General features: G+C 72.5%; 13 protein-coding genes. 10 read left to right on the plus strand and 3 right to left on the minus strand.

Going from position 1 to position 16,752, the window contains the following annotated elements:
- Positions 1-260: 260 nt before the first annotated feature.
- Positions 261-2,957 carry a sugar-binding protein gene (locus ACIA6B_RS14910; protein WP_396773626.1) on the plus strand — a complete coding sequence of 899 codons (2,697 nt, stop codon included), beginning with the start codon at positions 261-263 and terminating at the stop codon, positions 2,955-2,957.
- Between the two features lie 116 nt (positions 2,958-3,073).
- Here ACIA6B_RS14910 and ACIA6B_RS14915 read toward each other — a convergent pair whose 3' ends face one another.
- Complete coding sequence (locus tag ACIA6B_RS14915; protein ID WP_396773627.1) at positions 3,074-3,730, minus strand: response regulator; 657 nt, start codon at positions 3,728-3,730, stop codon at positions 3,074-3,076.
- Complete coding sequence (locus ACIA6B_RS14920) at positions 3,727-4,860, minus strand: sensor histidine kinase (protein ID WP_396773629.1); 1,134 nt, start codon at positions 4,858-4,860, stop codon at positions 3,727-3,729. The genes ACIA6B_RS14915 and ACIA6B_RS14920 overlap by 4 nt, the downstream gene beginning before the upstream one ends.
- Positions 4,861-5,046: 186 nt before the next feature.
- On the opposite strand from ACIA6B_RS14920, the gene ACIA6B_RS14925 reads away from it, so the two are divergent.
- Complete coding sequence (locus tag ACIA6B_RS14925; protein WP_396773631.1) at positions 5,047-5,523, plus strand: DUF6326 family protein; 477 nt, start codon at positions 5,047-5,049, stop codon at positions 5,521-5,523.
- Between the two features lie 54 nt (positions 5,524-5,577).
- Here the strand turns inward: ACIA6B_RS14925 and ACIA6B_RS14930 are convergent, their stop codons facing one another.
- Complete coding sequence (locus tag ACIA6B_RS14930; protein ID WP_396773632.1) at positions 5,578-5,952, minus strand: hypothetical protein; 375 nt, start codon at positions 5,950-5,952, stop codon at positions 5,578-5,580.
- Between the two features lie 334 nt (positions 5,953-6,286).
- On the opposite strand from ACIA6B_RS14930, the gene ACIA6B_RS14935 reads away from it, so the two are divergent.
- From ACIA6B_RS14935 to ACIA6B_RS14970, 8 genes are all read left to right on the plus strand, one after another.
- A complete protein-coding gene (locus ACIA6B_RS14935; RefSeq protein ID WP_396773634.1) occupies positions 6,287-6,799 on the plus strand; it encodes a hypothetical protein in 513 nt (170 codons plus the stop codon).
- A 264-nt stretch (positions 6,800-7,063) separates the two neighbouring features.
- Positions 7,064-7,606, plus strand: a complete 543-nt coding sequence (locus tag ACIA6B_RS14940) for a CDP-alcohol phosphatidyltransferase family protein (protein WP_396773674.1) — start codon at positions 7,064-7,066, stop codon at positions 7,604-7,606.
- On the plus strand, positions 7,525-7,899 hold the full coding sequence (locus ACIA6B_RS14945) for a CDP-alcohol phosphatidyltransferase family protein (protein WP_396773675.1): 375 nt from the start codon (positions 7,525-7,527) through the stop codon (positions 7,897-7,899). The genes ACIA6B_RS14940 and ACIA6B_RS14945 overlap by 82 nt, the downstream gene beginning before the upstream one ends.
- Positions 7,900-8,943: 1,044 nt before the next feature.
- Entirely contained in the window at positions 8,944-9,699 is a 756-nt protein-coding gene (locus ACIA6B_RS14950; RefSeq protein WP_396773635.1) for a BTAD domain-containing putative transcriptional regulator, read from the plus strand.
- Positions 9,700-9,771: 72 nt separating this feature from the next.
- Positions 9,772-10,713: a TauD/TfdA family dioxygenase gene (locus ACIA6B_RS14955; protein WP_396773637.1), complete on the plus strand. Its 942-nt coding sequence runs from the start codon at positions 9,772-9,774 to the stop codon at positions 10,711-10,713.
- A gap of 13 nt (positions 10,714-10,726) precedes the next feature.
- Positions 10,727-11,242, plus strand: a complete 516-nt coding sequence (locus ACIA6B_RS14960; protein WP_396773639.1) for a flavin reductase family protein — start codon at positions 10,727-10,729, stop codon at positions 11,240-11,242.
- Positions 11,235-15,665 carry an amino acid adenylation domain-containing protein gene (locus ACIA6B_RS14965; protein WP_396773640.1) on the plus strand — a complete coding sequence of 1,477 codons (4,431 nt, stop codon included), beginning with the start codon at positions 11,235-11,237 and terminating at the stop codon, positions 15,663-15,665. The genes ACIA6B_RS14960 and ACIA6B_RS14965 overlap by 8 nt, the downstream gene beginning before the upstream one ends.
- Positions 15,666-15,698: 33 nt before the next feature.
- Positions 15,699-16,748 (plus strand): ketoacyl-ACP synthase III family protein, encoded by a 1,050-nt coding sequence (locus tag ACIA6B_RS14970; RefSeq protein ID WP_396773641.1) that lies wholly within the window; start codon positions 15,699-15,701, stop codon positions 16,746-16,748.
- Positions 16,749-16,752 lie beyond the last annotated feature (4 nt).

The following is a 16,752-nucleotide window of genomic DNA, read 5'->3' on the forward strand; positions in this document are numbered from 1 at the left end:
CGGCAACTTGTTTTCTTCTGGAAATTAAGAAAGTCCTTGCAAAGCATTGACGCGCCGACGCGCCGGTCCCTAGCGTCTCCGGCGAAGGCCTTCCAGTGTGTACGGACCGCCGTGCTGCTGGCATTCCGTCCCATGCCTCCACTCCGGCCTGCCGCCGTTGGCGGGCCCACCTACCGTCCACCGGCGACCCCGACGTCGGCGCAGCCGCGCCCGACGTCGTCGGCCGCTGCGCGGACCTCGCCGCACGCGAAAGGATCTGCATGCGCATCAAGGCGTTCCTGCTACCCACGGCGCTCGCCCTGGCCCTGTCCGGGACACCGGTCGTCGCCCACGCCGCACCCGCCACCGCCCGCCCGACCGACGCGGTCGACCTGGACGTGCTCTTCGTCAGCGCGCACCCCGACGACGAGGCCGGCAGCCTCGCCACCCTCGGCCAGTGGAAGGAGAAGTACGGCACCAAGGCCGGCGTCGTCACCATCACCCGCGGCGAGGGCGGGGGTAACGCCGTCGGCCTGGAGGAGGGACCACCGCTGGGCATCATCCGGGAGCGCGAGGAGCGCACCGCGATCGGCAAGGCCGGGGTGGAGAACCTCTACAACCTCGACCGCGTCGACTTCTGGTACACGGCCTCGGCACCCCTGTCGGAACAGATCTGGGGCCACGACGAGACCCTGGGCCAGATCGTCCGGGTGATCCGGCAGACCCGGCCCGAGATCCTGATGACGATGAACCCGTCCCCCACCCCCGGCAACCACGGCAACCACCAGCAGGCCGCCCGGTTCGCCGCCGAGGCGTTCCACGCCGCCGCCGACCCCAGGGCCTTCCCCGAGCAGCTCACCCGGGAGGGGCTCACGCCGTTCCGGGCGGCCAAGCTGCTGCGTACCGGCGGCACCGGCACCTCGACGGCCGGGCCGCGGTGCGCCTCCAGCTTCGTGCCGACCGTCCCGACCGACCAGGTGTTCGGCGTCTGGGAGGGCGCTCGCGCCGCGGACGGCCGGACCTGGGCCGAGATCGAGGTCGACGCCCGCCGGGAGTACGTCACCCAGGGCTGGGCGGGCACCGCCGCCGCCCCCACCGACCCCGCCGCGATCCGCTGCGACTTCTACACCCTGGTCGACAGCCGCGTCCCGTACGACCCGTCGGACACCTCGCCGGAGGCGATCCTGCGCGGGTCGGTGCTGCCCCCGGCCACCGGCGGGCTGCCCCGCGGCACCGAGTTCCAGTTGACCGCCGACCGGTTCGACCTCGCCCCCGGGCAGCGCGTCACGGTCACCGCCCACGTCCGGGCGCCCCGCAACCGGGCGCTGACCGCGCCCCGAGTCGCGCTGCGGCTGCCCGAGGGCTGGACCGCCGGCGGCTCCGGCACGATCCGCGGCGCGGTACCGGCCGGCAAGGAGCGCACGGCCACCTTCACCGTGACCGTCCCCGCCGGCGCCGGCACCAACGCCCAGCACCTGCTCGGCGCGTCGCTCACCACCGGCCAGGGCGCCGGCCGAACCGACCGCGCCGTCCGGGTGGTCGCCGACGTGCGCGGCACCCTGGAGCCGCTGCCCGAGGTCGGGCTGTTCCGGAGCTGGGCCGGCGACAGCGGCTACCCGCAACTGGACACCCTGATCAAGCCGGTGCTGACCATCGGCTCGGGTAAGAGCCGGACCGTCCGGATCGACCTGCGCAACCACGGCACGACGACGCAGAGCGGCACCGTGGCCCTCGGCCTGCCGGCCGGCTTCACGGCGGACGCGGCGACGAAGAGCTACCCCGGCCTGGCGCCGGGCGCCACCGGCGCGGTCACCTTCACCGTCACCAACAGCGACACCGGCCTGCCGACCGCCAACGAGGGCGGCGACGGCGGCGACTACGGATTCACCATCACCACCACCAGCGGCACCGGCAGCACGGTGGAGACCGGCGCGCTGGAGATCGTGCCGACCAGCGTGGTCCCGCGCGCCGGGCAGAACCACGCCGTCGACGGCGTGGCCGGCCCCGGCGAGTACCCGGGCGAGGAGCTGGACCTGTCCCGCGTCTGGGAGGGCCAGGCCACCACGCCGCAGGACGCCTCGGCCACCGGGCGGATCGCCTGGACCGACGACGCCCTCCTCGTCTTCGTGCGGGTCACCGATGACGTCCTCGGCAAGAAGGTGGTGCCCCAGGACTGCAAGCGGCAGCGGCGTACCGACAGCGTCGAGATCATCGTCGACCCCGAGGGGAACTCGACGGACACCTCCACCGTGTTCAAGGCGGGCATCTTCCCGGTCACCGACGACCCCGCCAACGGCGACCCGCCGTGCTGGCAGCGGGACGCCGACAACCGGCAGGGACCGGGCGCCACGACCGCCCCCGGCATGACCGTGGTCAGCACGGTCACCGCCCCGTACACCGGTTACACCATCGAGGCCCGCATCCCGTTCGCGGTGCTGCCCGACGCGATCGACCCGACGCACATGGGCTTCAACGTGCTGGTCTACGACTCGGACACCCAGGACCTCAGCTCCCAGTCCCGGCTCGGCTGGTCCACGTTCACCGGCGTCCGCGCCGACCCGTACCGGTACGGGCTGGTCACCCTGCCCGGCCTCACGCCGGTGGACCGGCAGCCCACCGCCCCGGTCTTCCCGGACACCGCCGCGCGCAGCGTGCACAGCGCGCAGACCATCGCGCAGTCGGCGGTGGACGGCGTCGCGCCGGCCGCCGTGGCCCGGCTGCCCGAACGGGCGCTGCGGCTGACCGGCCAACGACAGGTGGCCGGCGGCGTGCGGGTGACCGTCCGGGCCGACCGCGCCGGCACGGCGTACCTGCACACCTACGACGGCGACCGGTCGCTCGGCGAGCGTACGGTGCGGCTCCGTCCCGGACGCCCGGTCACCGTCCTGGTGCCGGTGACCGGTGGCAAGCCCACCTCCGTCCTGGCCGCCTTCGAAAGCGGCGGTGCGGCGCTCGCCCGCCAGGTCCCGTTGAGTTGATCTGATCCGCGTGCCGGAACCCCCGCCGACCGGCGGGGGTTCCGGTCCCGTCCGAGGTGGGTTCCTCGCCCGGCCCCCGGCGCTCCCGCTCTCGGGTTCGCGCACGCGGGCGCCGATCAGGCGCCGACGCGGCGTGTCTCGTAGGCCCACATGACGATCTCGACGCGGTTGCGGGCGTTAAGCTTGCGCATCAGGGCGGCGATGTGGGTCTTGACGGTACTGAGGCTGATGGCCAGCTCGTCGCCGATCTCGCTGTTGGTCCGCCCGCGAGCGGCAGCCAGCAGAACCTGCTCCTCGCGAGCGGTCAGCGGCTCGACCGGCTCGGGCGGCACCGGGCGCGGACGGCTGTTCGCGAAGGAGGACAGCAGTCTCGCGGTGACGTTCGGGGCGATCAGGGCGTCGCCGCGGGCGGCGGCGTGGACGGCCTGGGCGAGCATCTCGGCGCCGGCGTCCTTGAGGAGGAAGCCTCGGGCGCCTGCCTTCAGCGCGCCGTAGACGTACTCGTCGAGGTCGAAGGTGGTGATGACGACGACGGGCAGCGGATCGGCGACGTCGGCGCCGGCGAGTCGGCGGGTGGCCTCGATCCCGTCGACCTCGGGCATGCGGATGTCCAGCAGGCACACATCGGGGCGCAGCGAGCGGGCCAGGGCGATCGCCCGGCGGCCGTCGGCGGCCTCACCGACGACGGTGATGCCCGGCTGGGCGTCCAGGATCATGCAGAGCCCGGCCCGGACGATGTCCTGGTCGTCAGCGACCAGCACGCGGACGGTCATGACGCCCGCGCCGTCCGGGGCAGCGAGGCGTCGACGCTCCAGCCGCCGTCCGGGTCGGGTCCCGCCCGGAGGGCGCCGCCGAGCAGGCTCGCCCGCTCGGCCATGCCGCGCAGCCCGTAGCCGGCGTGCGGGGAACTGGTCGTGGTCGCCGTACCGTCGTCATGCACCCGCAGGTGCACCTGGCCGCGGGATGCGGTGACGTCGACGGTGACCCCGGTGGCGCCGGAGGCGTGGCGGGTCGCGTTGGTGACCGCCTCGGCGGCGATCAGGTAGACCGCGGCGCCGACCGCCGGCTCCACGGTCTCGACGTCGCCGGAGACCCGCACGCGGACGCCCAACACCTCGCCGCCGGGACGAGCGAGTCGTTCGACGTCCGCAAGCCCTCGCCGGGGGGCGAGCTCGGCGTCCGTTCCGTCGCGCAGCACCCCCACGAGGGCCCGCATCTCCCGGAGCGTCCGGGACGCCTCCTCCTCGATCGTGACCAGGGTGGCCAACGCGCGCTTCGGATCCGCGGCGGACAACGCGCGACCCGCCTGCGCCTGGACGGCGATGGCCAGGACCCGGTGGCCGACCGTGTCGTGCAGCTCGCGGGCGAGTTCGTTGCGCTGACGGAGGCGCACCTGCTCGATGTCGCGGTCGTGGCTTCTGGCGCGGTAGCGCACCGCCGCGCCGAGGGCGGCCGAGAACAGGAAGAACCCGTAACCGGCGATCTTCTCCGCGGGTGTGGTCGGGTCCACGACGAGGGTGACGGGCAGCCAGACGAGGATGATGCCGAGTCCGAGTGCGGCCTCTCGACCTGCCCCCCAGCGCAGCAGGGCGTAGGGCAGCACCAGCAGCCCCGCGATGCCCAGCAGACCGGTGGCGTCGATGACCGCGATCCTCGCGACGTCGAACGCGAGAACGGTTCCGAAGGCGACGGCGACCGCGGCCAGCGGTCGCGTGCGTCGCCAGAGCAGGCACGCAGCGACCACGACGCTGACACCGACCAGCAGCGGCGCCCAGGCCCGGTCGTCGCGCAGCAGCATCTCGACGAGCGAGATCGCGACGAGAGCCGAGGACAACGCCCAGTCCCGCCAGACCCGCGCCGGCGGGCGCGCGGGGCGCGGCTCAGCCCAGATCCCAGCAACCATGCTTCCCCCTCCCGGACAACGTAGGAGGGTCACCGCTCGGGCGAATCAGCCGAAAGTACGGCGGCTCTGCCGTGCCGGGGACCGGGACAGCGCGAGCCCGCGAGCCGATGTGGCGGCCGTCAGCGCTGCTCATAGTGAAGACGTCGAGTGAGCCGACCCGGCTGACACCAGCACCCAGGAGACGTGATGATCAGAACCGACAGGCCAGCCGACGCGCTCCGGGAGCCGCGCCTCCCGGTCCAGGCGAAGCTCGCCGCGGCCTGGACCAGCTTCATGTTCCTCTACATCTACGTCGACTACCTCGCCCTGTACAAGCCCGGCTTCATCGAGGACATCCGGGGCGGCGTCGTGCACGAGTTCGACACCGGCCCCACCTTCGTCGCCCTCGCGCTCACACTCGTGGCCGTCCCGATCCTCATGATCCTGCTCTCCACGTCCCTCCCCGCCCGGGTCAACCGCGCCGTCAACCTCGTCGTGGCGACGCTCTACGTCCCCGTCTCGGTATACAACGCGGCCGGCGAGTCCTGGACGTACCTCTCCTTCTACGGCCTCTCCATCGGGCTCGAACTCCTGCTCCTGGCCGTCATCCTGCGCGCCGCGTGGACCTGGCCGCGGGGAACTCGGGTAACCGCCGGCCGCGACCTCGCCGAGACCCGACCGTGACGGAGAACCCGTGGTCGCCCGGTAGCTCCCCGGCCCGGAACACGAGCCGGGGAGCTACCAGGGGGGACAGCCAATGGACACCTCCGGGCTCACCGCGAGCACCGTCCCCGCACCGTTGCGGATGGTCGCCCTCGCGGTGGCGAAGGCGATGATGTCCTCGGTCCAGAACGAGTGCCCGGCGATGGTGCCGTCGGGGGCCACGGTCTGGGTACGGCTCTCGGACTCCAGGTCGGACATCTGCCAGACCTCGACCGTGATGGTCACCGTCGTCCCGGGCGTCAACCCGTAGCCGTCCCCGTACCCCCAGATCTCCAGCTCGTTACACCCTCCCCCCGCCACCGCGACAGGCGCCGCAGCCGCCACCGCGACCGTGCCGGGCGCGATCGCCAGGAGGGCCGCGCCGGCCAGCGCAGTCGTGGCACGTCCCACCCGCGTCCTCAACGCGTCCATCATGTGCCCTCTCTCTCGACCGACAGTCGTGCGCGCGAGGCGAGGGTATGGGCGACATCTATAGCCGGCCTATGTCGACGGACCCGACCCGCCCGCTCCCCCACGGGCCGCGTCAGGTCCCCGCGCGTCACGCGCCCGTGCCCGACAATGGTCCTCACGACCGTCCCGGTGCTCGCGACGCCCCGCGCGCGATCTGCTCCCCGGGAGTCCATTCGTGGCGGCGCCGGTCCGTCACTGAAGCCAGGGTGGTGCCGACCTCCATGGAGTCCCGACCGCTACGCCGCGACATCCCTGAGTCAGCGTGATTCCCGAGGTGCTGGGCACCGTGGGAGTCGGCTTCGTCTCGGCCTTCCTTCCCGTCGTGCCCGCCGAGCCGTACCTCGTCGGGCTGGTCGCCACGACGACGACCAACCCCGCGCTGCTGGCTGCCGCGGCGGCCCTCGGTCAGAGCGTGGGCAAGCTGACGATCTTCCTGACCGCCCGCGGGACACTGCGGTCACCGATGCTGCGTCACTGGCTCGCCAGGAAGCGGGCCCTCGTGGCCCGGCGCGGCGACTCCGCGAGCCGGCACCCCGGCCGGTTGCGTCGGATGGCGGACAGGCTGGTCACGGTGGTTTCGGGTGATCGTCACCGGATCACCGGCCCGCTCCTGCTGTTCGTGAGCGCCTTCACCGGCGCACCACCGCTCATCGTGATGACCTTCACCGCTGCCGCCGGCAAGATGCGTACGGCGGTCTTCGCCTCCGCCTGCCTCCTCGGCCGCACGGCCCGCATGATGGTCGTGGCACTGCTCCCCGCTCTCGCCGGCCTGTCGCTCCATCTCTGACGGTTCGGGTCGCCGCCTGCCGGCCGCCTTCGACGCTGGTCCACGTCCCGCCCGGCAGGCACGACATCCGTCCGCTGATCGGACCGACGCCGCCCCGGCTGGCCGCCAAGAAAAGCTTGCAGGTGTCCCCGTCGACCCAGGCGTCGGCCGATATGCTCGTTAGCCCGAGAGGAGATCTTTATGATCACCACGGACGGACAGCCGACCCGGTCGCCGGTGGCGCTCGATGCCAGCCACGGATGGGCTCGCGACGTCCCGACCTCGATCATCAATGTCCCCAACACGATCACCGTGGTCCGCACCGTGGTTGCCGTCCTCCTGGCCGTCACCGCGATCTTCTCCGGGAGTGGGCCGCTGCTCGCCTGGGCGGTCGGCACCTACTGGTGCGGCGACATCCTGGACGGTTGGGCGGCCAGGAGGCTGGGGCAGGAGACACGGTTCGGCGCCGTTCTCGACATCGCCTGTGACCGGTTGTGCTGCGCGCTCTGCCTCGCGGGCCTGATGCTCCGCTTTCCGGAGATGACCGCGCCCCTCGCGCTCTTCGCCGCGCAGTTCCTCGTCCTCGATCTCGTGCTCAGCCTGTCGTTCCTCCGGTGGCCGGTGCTGAGCCCCAACTACTTCCACCTGGTGCACCGTGGGGTCTACCGGTGGAACTGGTCGCCGGTGGCCAAGGCGGCGAACACCGGCGGCCTGGTGGTGCTCGCCGTGGTCACGCCGTCGCCGGTCTGGCCGGCGCTTCTCGCCGTCGCTGTCGTCCTGGTGAAGGCGGCCTCGCTCGTGGTCGTCCGACGGCTGCCGCGCCCCTAGACGCCCCGGGCCGGAACCCACCGCCCGGACGAGAGCCCCGCTCACGCTGGCCCGCGACCGTCGCCTACCGGGTCGGGGACGTCGCCGACGGCCGGACCGCCCGCCGGATGAGCCAGGAGACCCGGCACGGCGCCGTCTTCGACATCGTCGCCGATCGAGTGTCGAGCGTGGCTGTCATCCTCGCGCCGACCGAGGCGCGGCCATCAATGGCAGTCCCCTCCTGCCATTTCTCGTGCAGTTCGACGTGCTGGACCGCGTGCGCGGTCTCCGATTCTTGCACCGGCCGATCCTGAGTATCGACTACTTTTACCTCGTCCGCCGGGGCGGCTACCGGTGGAACTGGTCGCCGATGGCCAAGGCCGTCAATACGCGGGCCTGGTTCTGCTCATCGCCTTCGTGCCGTCGCCGGCCTACGCCACCGTTTTCGTCATCGCCGTGATCATGGTGAAAGTCAGATCATTGCGCACACTCCACCGCCTTGCCGCCACATCTTCCGAGGTGAGCGCGGCGGCTCGACGCGCTGTCCGAAATAGGCTACATGACGGATAAATAAATTTCGACGTCTGCTGATTGACGACTACGCAGCGGTGGCAATATTCAGCACAAATCCGTCATAACCTGCCTCCGGAAACGCGCTCGTAACCCTGTGATGACGGAGCGTTCCGGAGCGGTCGAGCCGCGCCGCCGCCGGAATCCGCCCGACTCGGCCCACCCCCGGGGGCGGTGCTGATCGGACGACCGTGACCTGCGCCGGAACCGTTCGGCAGCAGGCTGCGGTCGTGGTATCGGGACCACCAACAGCCCGTTGATCGGCGGCGGGTGCGACCCCGGCCAACTAACACAGGTCGCGGGAGCCTGCCAAGTGCACGCGATCGGTGCCGGGCGCAATCCTCCGCTCGGATTGCCTCTCCGGTGAGGCGATGTGTACCTTCCGTGTAAGCGGTGATTGACTGGTAGATCGCAGGCAGACAAGACACCTGTTTGTGGTTGCGGCCGACGGCGGATCGTTCTGCGGAGCGCCTTAAAGATCTGCTCCGGAGATGCCCTGTCCGACCGGCTCGTGACCTACCACGGCAGTCAACGGGGGACGTCGTGCATTTGTATTCTTGTCCGGACAGTCGGCTCCTCAGGCCCACGTTGGGAACTCCCCGCGGGTGCACCTCGTCCGGCCCCTCTCCTCGCGCGATAGCCGCGCCGCCGTCCCGGTCCAGGCCGGGGTGGAGCGCGCCGGACGGTCGCGCCGCCCTCGCCGGCTCGCCGGCGGTGACGAGCGTCGTCCGCTCAGGAACTGCCTCCCACCAAGCTCCCGCGCCGCGGGGTCGAACGAAAGGCAGACGATGCAGTTCCGCATCCTAGGACCGGTCGGCCTCTGGACCGACGACGACGAGGTGCCGCTCCACGGCATGAAGCAGCGCACCCTGATGGCCGCGCTCATGCTGTCCCGCGGGCGGGCGCTCTCCGACCACCAGATCGGCGAGCTGCTGTGGGGCGCGGATCCGCCCGAGACGTTCCAGGCCCAGATCTACACCTACGCGTCCCGGCTGCGACGCCTGCTGCGTGACTCCATCCAGATCGTGCGGCGGGGGGCCAGCTACACGCTGCACATGCCGGGCACCCGCTTCGACTACGAGGAGTTCACCGACCTGTCGGCGAAGGGAACCGCCGCGCTGCGGGAGGACCGGCCACAGGAGGCGGGCGAGATGCTGCGCCAGGCGCTGGACCTGTGGCGCGGGCCGGCGATGACCGACGTCACGGAGCAGCTCTCCGACCGGGAGCGCCCGGCCATGGAAGAGGCCCGGCTCACCGTCCTGGAGAACCGGATCGACGCCGACCTGGCCAACGACCGCCACGAAGAGGTCACCGCCGAACTGCTCGGCCTGGTGCGGCAGTACCCGCTGCGGGAACGGCTCAGGGCCCAGTTGATGCTGGCGCACTACCAGTCCGACCGGCGGGCCGACGCGTTCGCCGTGTTCCACGAGGGACGCCAGTGCCTCGACGACGAACTGGGCGTCCAGCCGGGAGCGGCCATGCAGTACACGTACCAGGCGATCCTGACCGGCAAGCGGAGCGTGGGCAGCGCGGCGGACCGATAGGTCGGATACCGACGAAATATAGGGCTGCGGCAGAGGGTCGGCACTGACCGACTCGCCTGGAAGGACCCGCAGATGGCCGTCGACAGCACCTGGACTCCGTTGGAGATCTCCCCGCACGACGTCGGCTGCGAGGCCGAGCCCCGCGCCCTGATCGACTACGTGCGGGGAGAACCCGATCTCACCGGTCTGCTGGCTCGCGAGAAGGCCGTGGTGTTCCGCGGCTTCCGGGCCACGACGGACGAGCTGCCCGGTGTGATCGACGCGCTGCTGCCGGACCGGCTCGCCTACGTCCACGGCAACTCGCCGCGCACGAAGGTGGGCCAGAACGTCTACACCTCGACCGAGTACCCGCCGGAATTCACCATCTCGATGCACAACGAGCTGTCGTACGGGCACACCTGGCCGTCCCGCCTCCTCTTCTTCTGCCAGCAGGCTCCCGAGACCGGCGGCGCCACCCCGGTGGTCGACGGCGAGCGCTGGCTCGAGTCGCTCGACGACGACGTCCGCGACGCCTTCGCCGACGGGGTCCGGTACACGCAGAACCTGCACAGCGGCCGCGGTCTCGGCAAGAGCTGGCAGGAGACGTTCGAGACCGACGACCGCGACGCCATCGAGGGCTTCCTCGGCGACTCCGCGGCGGAGTGGGAGTGGCGCAAGGACGGCTCCCTGCGGGTGATCCAGCGCCGGCCGGCCACCACGGAGCACCCGATCACGGGCACGCGCGTCTGGTTCAACCAGGCCGACCAGTGGCACGCGGCCGGGCTCGGCTCGGAGACCGCCGCGGCGCTGGCGAGGGTCGTCCCGGCCGACGAGCTGCCGCAGTCGGTCACGTTCGCCGACGGTTCGCCGATCCCCGACCCGTACGTCGAGCAGATCCGCGACCGTGGCCTGGAACTGGCCGTCGACGTCGACTGGCACGCCGGTGACGTCCTGCTCATCGACAACGTGTTGGTCGGGCACGGTCGCCGCCCGTTCACCGGCAAGCGGCGGGTCCTCGTCGCGATGTCCCGCTGAGCGGGGGGCCGTCATGACCGCGAACCTGCACGACCAACGCATCGGATCGTCCCTGCGGCGTAGCGCCAGGCGGTTCGCGACCGGCGTCACGGTCGCCGCCGTCCGCCACGGCGCGGACTCGCATGCCCTGACCGCCAACTCCTTCCTGACCCTGTCGCTCGAACCGCCGCTGGTCGGCCTCTCGGTCACCGCGTACGGCCGGATGCGCGCCCTGATCGAGCCCGGTGACCTGCTCGGGATCAGCGTCCTCCGCGAGAGCCAGCACGAGTACGCGCAGCACTTCGCGGCCCGTGAGCGGGGCGTCCTCCCGCCGCACCTGCCGCCGTTGACGACGACCGAGCCGGCCCCGCTGGTGCCCGGCTGCGTGGCCTGGTTCCAGTGCCGGATCGCGCAGATCCACCCGGTCGGCGACCACGACCTGCTCGTCGCCGACGTGCTCGAGTGCGACGTCGCCGATGGTGACGACCCACCCCTGATCTTCCTGGACGGCGGGTACCGGACGGCCGGAACCGAGGTGCGCCATGACTGACCAGCTTTCCCACCGGATCCCGCTCTCCGCGGCGCAGCAGGGCGTCTGGTTCGCCCACCGGCTGGACCCGACCGGCCAGCAGATGAACTGCGCCGAATACCTGGACATCGTCGGGCCTGTCGACGCCGGGCTGATGCGTCACGCCTGGCGGCAGGTCGCCGGCGAGGCCGACGCGGTGCGTACGGCCGCGATCGTCGAGAACGACGGCGACCTGCTCCAGATCATCGCGAGCGAGCCACTGTCCGAACTGGAGTGCCACGACGTGAGCGGGGCCGCGGACCCGGCCGCCGCGGCGCGTCGCTGGGCCACCGCCGACCTCACCCGGGCGGTCCAGCCGGCGGCGGGCGGCCTCGTCTCGGCCGCGCTGCTCACGCTTGCCGAGGACCGTCACTGGTTCTACTACCGCCTGCACCACGCCGTCATCGACGGCTACGGCGTGCTCCTGCTCGGGCGGCGGCTGGCCGAGGTCTACACCGCTCTCGCGGCGGGTCCCGAGCGGCGGGCCGAGGCGTCCGGCCCGCCGCTGGGGTCGATCGAGCTGCTGGTCGGCCAGGACCGCGCGTACCGCGACTCGGCGGCGTTCGCCCGCGACCGCGACTACTGGGTGGGCCGCCTCGGTGACCAGCCGGAGGTGATGCGGATGCCCGGGCGACCAGCCGCTCCCGCGCGACCGCTACGGCTGAGCAGCCCCGACCGGCTGGGCGACGGGGACGTCGCGGCGCTCTCCGAGGTGGCCCGCCGCAACGGCACGACCTGGCAGGTGGTCCTGCTGACCGCGATCGCCGGGTACGTGCACCGCGTCACCGACCGCCGGGACGTGATCCTGGGCCTGCCGGTGGCCGGACGGCGAACCGCGGCGGCACGCCTGGTTCCGGGGATGGCCACCAACTCCGTGGCGCTGCGCGTCGACGTCGACCCCGCGAAGAGCCTGACCGAGCTGATCCCGGCGATGGCGGCCGAGGTGGGCGGGGCGCTACGACACGAGCGCTACCGCGCCGAGGATCTCCGCCGGGCGCTGGGTCTCACCGGCAGCGCCAACCCCTTCCTCGGCCCGATGGTCAACTTCATGCCCTACGAGCAGGAGCTGAGCTTCGGCGCGGCGACCGCGACCTTCCACAATCTGGCCTCGGGCCCGATCGTCGACTATTCGATCTCCATCTCCGGCACGCCCGGCGGGCCGATGCCGCTGATGTTCGAGGCGAACCCCGAGCACCACGACGAGCAGGGGCTGCTCGCGCACAAGAACCGGGCGCTCGCCTTCATCCGGGCCGTCCTGACCGCTCCGGACACGGCGGTCGGCCGGCTCGAGGTGCTGACGCCGGACGAGCGCGCGGCCGTGCTGGCCGCCTCCCAGGCGCCGGAACGCTGCGACTTGAGCGGCCGGATCACCGTCGAGAAGCTGGTGGAGCGGCAGGCGTCCGCCACGCCCGACGCGGTCGCGTTGGTGCACGGCGACGAAGAGGTGACCTACACCGACCTGGCGGCGCGGGCCGCGGCCGTGGCCCGCTGCCTCGCGGCCCGGGCGGTCGGACCGGAGGACTTCGTCGCGCTGGCGATTCCCCGCTCCCCCGGGCTGATCGTCGCCATGCTGGGCGTGCTGCGGAGCGGCGCGGCCTACGCCCCGATCGACGTCGCCTATCCCGAGAGCCGGATCCGGTTCATGCTCGAAGACCTTCGTCCGCGGTACGTGCTGGTCACCGAGGAGACGGCCGGCTCGGTACCGGACGGCGCGGAGCCGATCCTGCTCAGCGAGGCCGAGGCGTTCGCCGGGGACGCCGCGCCGGCGGGCGCGGAGGCCGACCATCCGGCGTACGTCATCTACACCTCCGGATCGACGGGCACGCCCAAGGGGGTGGTCGTGTCGCGTCGGGCCATGCTGAACTTCGTCCTCGACCACGCCGACCGGTTCGGCTTCGACGCCGGCAGCCGCTCGTTGCAGTTCGCCTCGCCCAGCTTCGACGTCGCCACCGGGGACATCTGGCCGGTGCTCGTGCGCGGCGGACGGCTGGTGCTGCCGCAGCCCGACCAGGCCGCCGACGCCGAGCCGCTCGTCGGCCTGCTGCGGCGACAGCGGATCACCCATGCCGCGATCCCGCCGGTGATGCTGGCCCAGCTACGCGGCGACGACCTGCCCGAACTCGTCTCACTGATCACCGGTGGAGAAACCCCCAGTGACGATCTGGTCCGCCGCTGGGCCGCCGGCCGCCGGATGGCCAATGTGTACGGCGTGACCGAGGCCGCCGTGGCCAGCACCGTCAGCCCGCCGCTCGACACGGTGCAGACGCCCGCGCCGATCGGTCACCCGATTCGGGGCACCCAGGCACTGGTCCTCGACTCGCAGCTCACCCTCACCGCGCCGGGCGTCGCGGGCGAGCTCTTCCTGGGCGGGGCCGGGCTGGCTCGCGGCTATCTCGGCCGGCCGATGCTGACCGCCGAGCGCTTCGTGCCCAACCCGTACGGGCCGGCGGGATCGCGGCTGTACCGCACCGGGGACGTGGTGCGCCGGCGCGCCGACGACCTGCTGGAGTTCTCCGGGCGTACCGACGACCAGGTGAAGATTCGCGGTTTCCGGGTGGAACCGGGCGAGGTCGAGGCGGCGCTGGCGGCTCATCCCGCCGTCGCCGCGGTGGCGGTCGTGCTCCGCGAGGACCAGCCGGGGCACCGGATGCTCGTCGGCTACGTCCGGTCGGCCGACGGCGCGCAGGTGACCGGCGCGCAGCTGCGCCGCTTCGCCGGTGACCGGCTGCCGGAGCACATGGTCCCGGCCGCGGTGGTCCTGTTGGACGAGTTGCCGGTGACTCCCCACGGCAAAGTGGACCGCAGGGCGCTCGCGGCACCGGTGTTCCAGGCCGGCGGCGGAGACCGGCCGGACCCCACCTCCGTCGAGGGCGTGCTGTGCGAACTGTTCGCCGAGGCGCTCGGGCAGCGCGAGGTCGGCGTCGACGACTCCTTCTTCGAGCTCGGCGGCGACAGCATCCGCGTGTTCCCGCTGGTGGCCAACGCGGCGGAACGCGGCCTGGAGTTCAGCGCCCGCGACGTCTTCCAGCACGCCACCGTGGCACGCCTCGCCCGGGCCGTGCGGCGGATCGACCCGGAACCGGAGGCTCCGGCCGGTCCGGCGGAGCCTGACCTGCCCTGGCTGGACGCCGGCCGGCGGGCGGCGCTGGCCGACGCGTATCCGGGAATGACGGCGGTCCTGCCGGTCTCGCCGCTCCAGGAGGGCCTGCTCTTCCAGCATCTGGTGGCCCAGGGCGGCCGGGACGCCTACACCTCCCAGGTCCGCTTCCACCTGACCGGGCGGGTCGACCCCGACCGGCTGCGATCGGCCGCGGACGCGCTGCTGGACCGCCACGAGAACCTGCGGGCGGCGTTCCGCTACGACGACGGCTTCGCCGGGCCGGTCCAGGTCATCACCGGCGTACGCGAGGCGGGCTGGGCCCACACCGACCTGTCCGGGGCAGCGGACCCGGAGGCCGAGGCGGACCGGCTGGCCGCGGCGGAGCGGGAACGCGGCTTCGACCTGACCCGCCCGCCGCTGCTGCGCCTGCACCTGATCCGGCTCGGCGACCGGCACCTGCTCACGCTCACCGCCCACCACGTGCTGTGGGACGGCTGGTCGACCGCGATCCTGGTGCGGGAGCTGTTCACCGCGTACGCCGGGGGGACGCTCGGCCCGGTCACGCCGTACCGGGACTATCTGCGCCACCTCGCGGGCACCGACGCGGAGGTCTCGCGCCGGGCGTGGCGCGCGGCGCTGGACGGCCTGACCGCGGCGACCCTCATCGCGCCGGGTTCCCCGCCGGCCGCCGGCCCGCAGACCCAACTGCGCCGGGACCTGGACGAGTCGCTGAGCGCCACGCTCACCGACCGCGCCCACGGCCTGGGCGTCACGCTGAACACGATCGTCGAGGTCGCCTGGGCGACCGTCCTGTCCCAGCTCACCGGGCGCGACGACGTGGTGTTCGGCGCCTCCGTCTCGGGCCGGCCACCGCGGTTGCCGGGCGTCGAGAACATCGTCGGGCTGCTCACCAACACCGTTCCGGTACGCGTGCGCCTGCGCGCCGGCGAGCCGGCCGGCGCCCTGCTCCAACGCGTCCAGAACGAGCAGGCCGACCTGATCGCCCACCACCACCTGGGACTGGGCGAGATCCAGCGGCAGAGTCCGCTCAGCGGTGAGCTGTTCGACACCGCGATCACCTTCGTCAACTACTCGTTCGACCCCGCCGTGTGGGACGCCGCGCTCGACGAGCCGCGGCTGACGGGCGTCGAGGTGGTGGACGACACCCACTACCCGGTACGGCTCGTCGTCGTGCCGGGCGAGCGGATCCACCTGCGGCTCGGCCACCGGCCCGGACTGTTCCGTCCGCGGGCGGCCGAGCAACTGCTGGACCGCCTGGTGCGCGCGCTGCGCGACGCGGCCTGAGCACCGCGGACAACGGAAAGGAGCGCGGCGGTCGTGCGAACGCCGGACATCTTCATCAAGGGGCTCGGGACCTACGTGCCCCCGACCGTACCCATCGAGCAGGCGGTCGCCGACGGGCGGTACCCGGCCGAGGAGGTCGGCCTGCACCAGCTCGCCGGCGCCGCCGTGGCCGGGGACGTGCCCGCGCCCGAGATGGCGCTGCACGCCGCCCGCGAGGCGCTCGGGCGCGGCGGGCACTCCCCCACCGACGTCAGCCTCCTGCTCTACGCCGACTCCTGGTACCAGGGGCCGGACGGCTGGCAGCCGCAGTACCACCTGCAGCGGCACCTGCTCGGCGGCGACCTGCTCGCGATGGAGGTGCGGCAGGGCTGCAACGGCATGTTCGGCGCCCTGCAACTCGGCGCCGGATTCCTCGGCGACGGCGCCGACCGGGCCCGGGCGGCGCTGCTCGTGGCGGCGGACAACTTCGGCACCCCGCTGATCGACAGGTGGCGGATGGGGCCCGGCTACGTCGCGGGTGACGCGGCGAGCGCGGTGCTGCTCAGCACCGAGCCCTCGTTCGCCCGGCTGCTCTCGGTCTGCTGCGCCGCCGTGCCCGGGGCCGAGAAGATGCACCGTGGCAACGAGCCGCTCTTCCCGCCGGGCCCGACCGTCGGGCGGTCCCTCGACTTCGCCGCCCGCAACGCCGACTTCAAGCGGGAGGTGCTGGCCGACGGCACCGGCACCGCGGCCCTGGTCGGCATCCACCGCCAGACGCTCGCCGTGGTCGACCGGACGCTCGACGAGGCGGGCATCGACATCGGCGACGTGACGCGGGTGGCGTACATGAACTACTCCCGGGAGATCGTCGAACAGCGCTGCATGGCCGCGCTCGGCCTGGCGATGTCCCGCTCCACCTGGGACCACGGCCGCACCCTCGGCCACCTGGGCGCCAGCGACCAGATCGTGGCCCTGGACCACCTCCTCGCCACCGGCGCCCTCGAACCCGGGGATCACCTGCTCATGCTCGGCGTCGGGCCGGGCGTGACGGTGTCCAGCGCCGTGGTGCGGATCGATCATCCCGCTCCCTGGTTCGAACAGTGAGGAG

Origin of the sequence: Micromonospora sp. NPDC051141, from assembly GCF_044455765.1 — a bacterium.
Classification (GTDB): Bacteria; Actinomycetota; Actinomycetes; order Mycobacteriales; family Micromonosporaceae; genus Micromonospora.

What these genes read in the sequence shown, in the direction of transcription:
- ACIA6B_RS14950 (WP_396773635.1), top strand. Translation starts at nt 8,944, where the DNA reads ATGCAGTTCCGCATCCTAGGACCGGTCGGCCTCTGGACCGACGACGAC.
- ACIA6B_RS14915 (WP_396773627.1), bottom strand. Translation starts at nt 3,730, where the DNA reads ATGACCGTCCGCGTGCTGGTCGCTGACGACCAGGACATCGTCCGGGCC.
- ACIA6B_RS14920 (WP_396773629.1), bottom strand. Translation starts at nt 4,860, where the DNA reads ATGGTTGCTGGGATCTGGGCTGAGCCGCGCCCCGCGCGCCCGCCGGCG.
- ACIA6B_RS14960 (WP_396773639.1), top strand. Translation starts at nt 10,727, where the DNA reads ATGACCGCGAACCTGCACGACCAACGCATCGGATCGTCCCTGCGGCGT.
- ACIA6B_RS14910 (WP_396773626.1), top strand. Translation starts at nt 261, where the DNA reads ATGCGCATCAAGGCGTTCCTGCTACCCACGGCGCTCGCCCTGGCCCTG.
- ACIA6B_RS14925 (WP_396773631.1), top strand. Translation starts at nt 5,047, where the DNA reads ATGATCAGAACCGACAGGCCAGCCGACGCGCTCCGGGAGCCGCGCCTC.
- ACIA6B_RS14955 (WP_396773637.1), top strand. Translation starts at nt 9,772, where the DNA reads ATGGCCGTCGACAGCACCTGGACTCCGTTGGAGATCTCCCCGCACGAC.
- ACIA6B_RS14965 (WP_396773640.1), top strand. Translation starts at nt 11,235, where the DNA reads ATGACTGACCAGCTTTCCCACCGGATCCCGCTCTCCGCGGCGCAGCAG.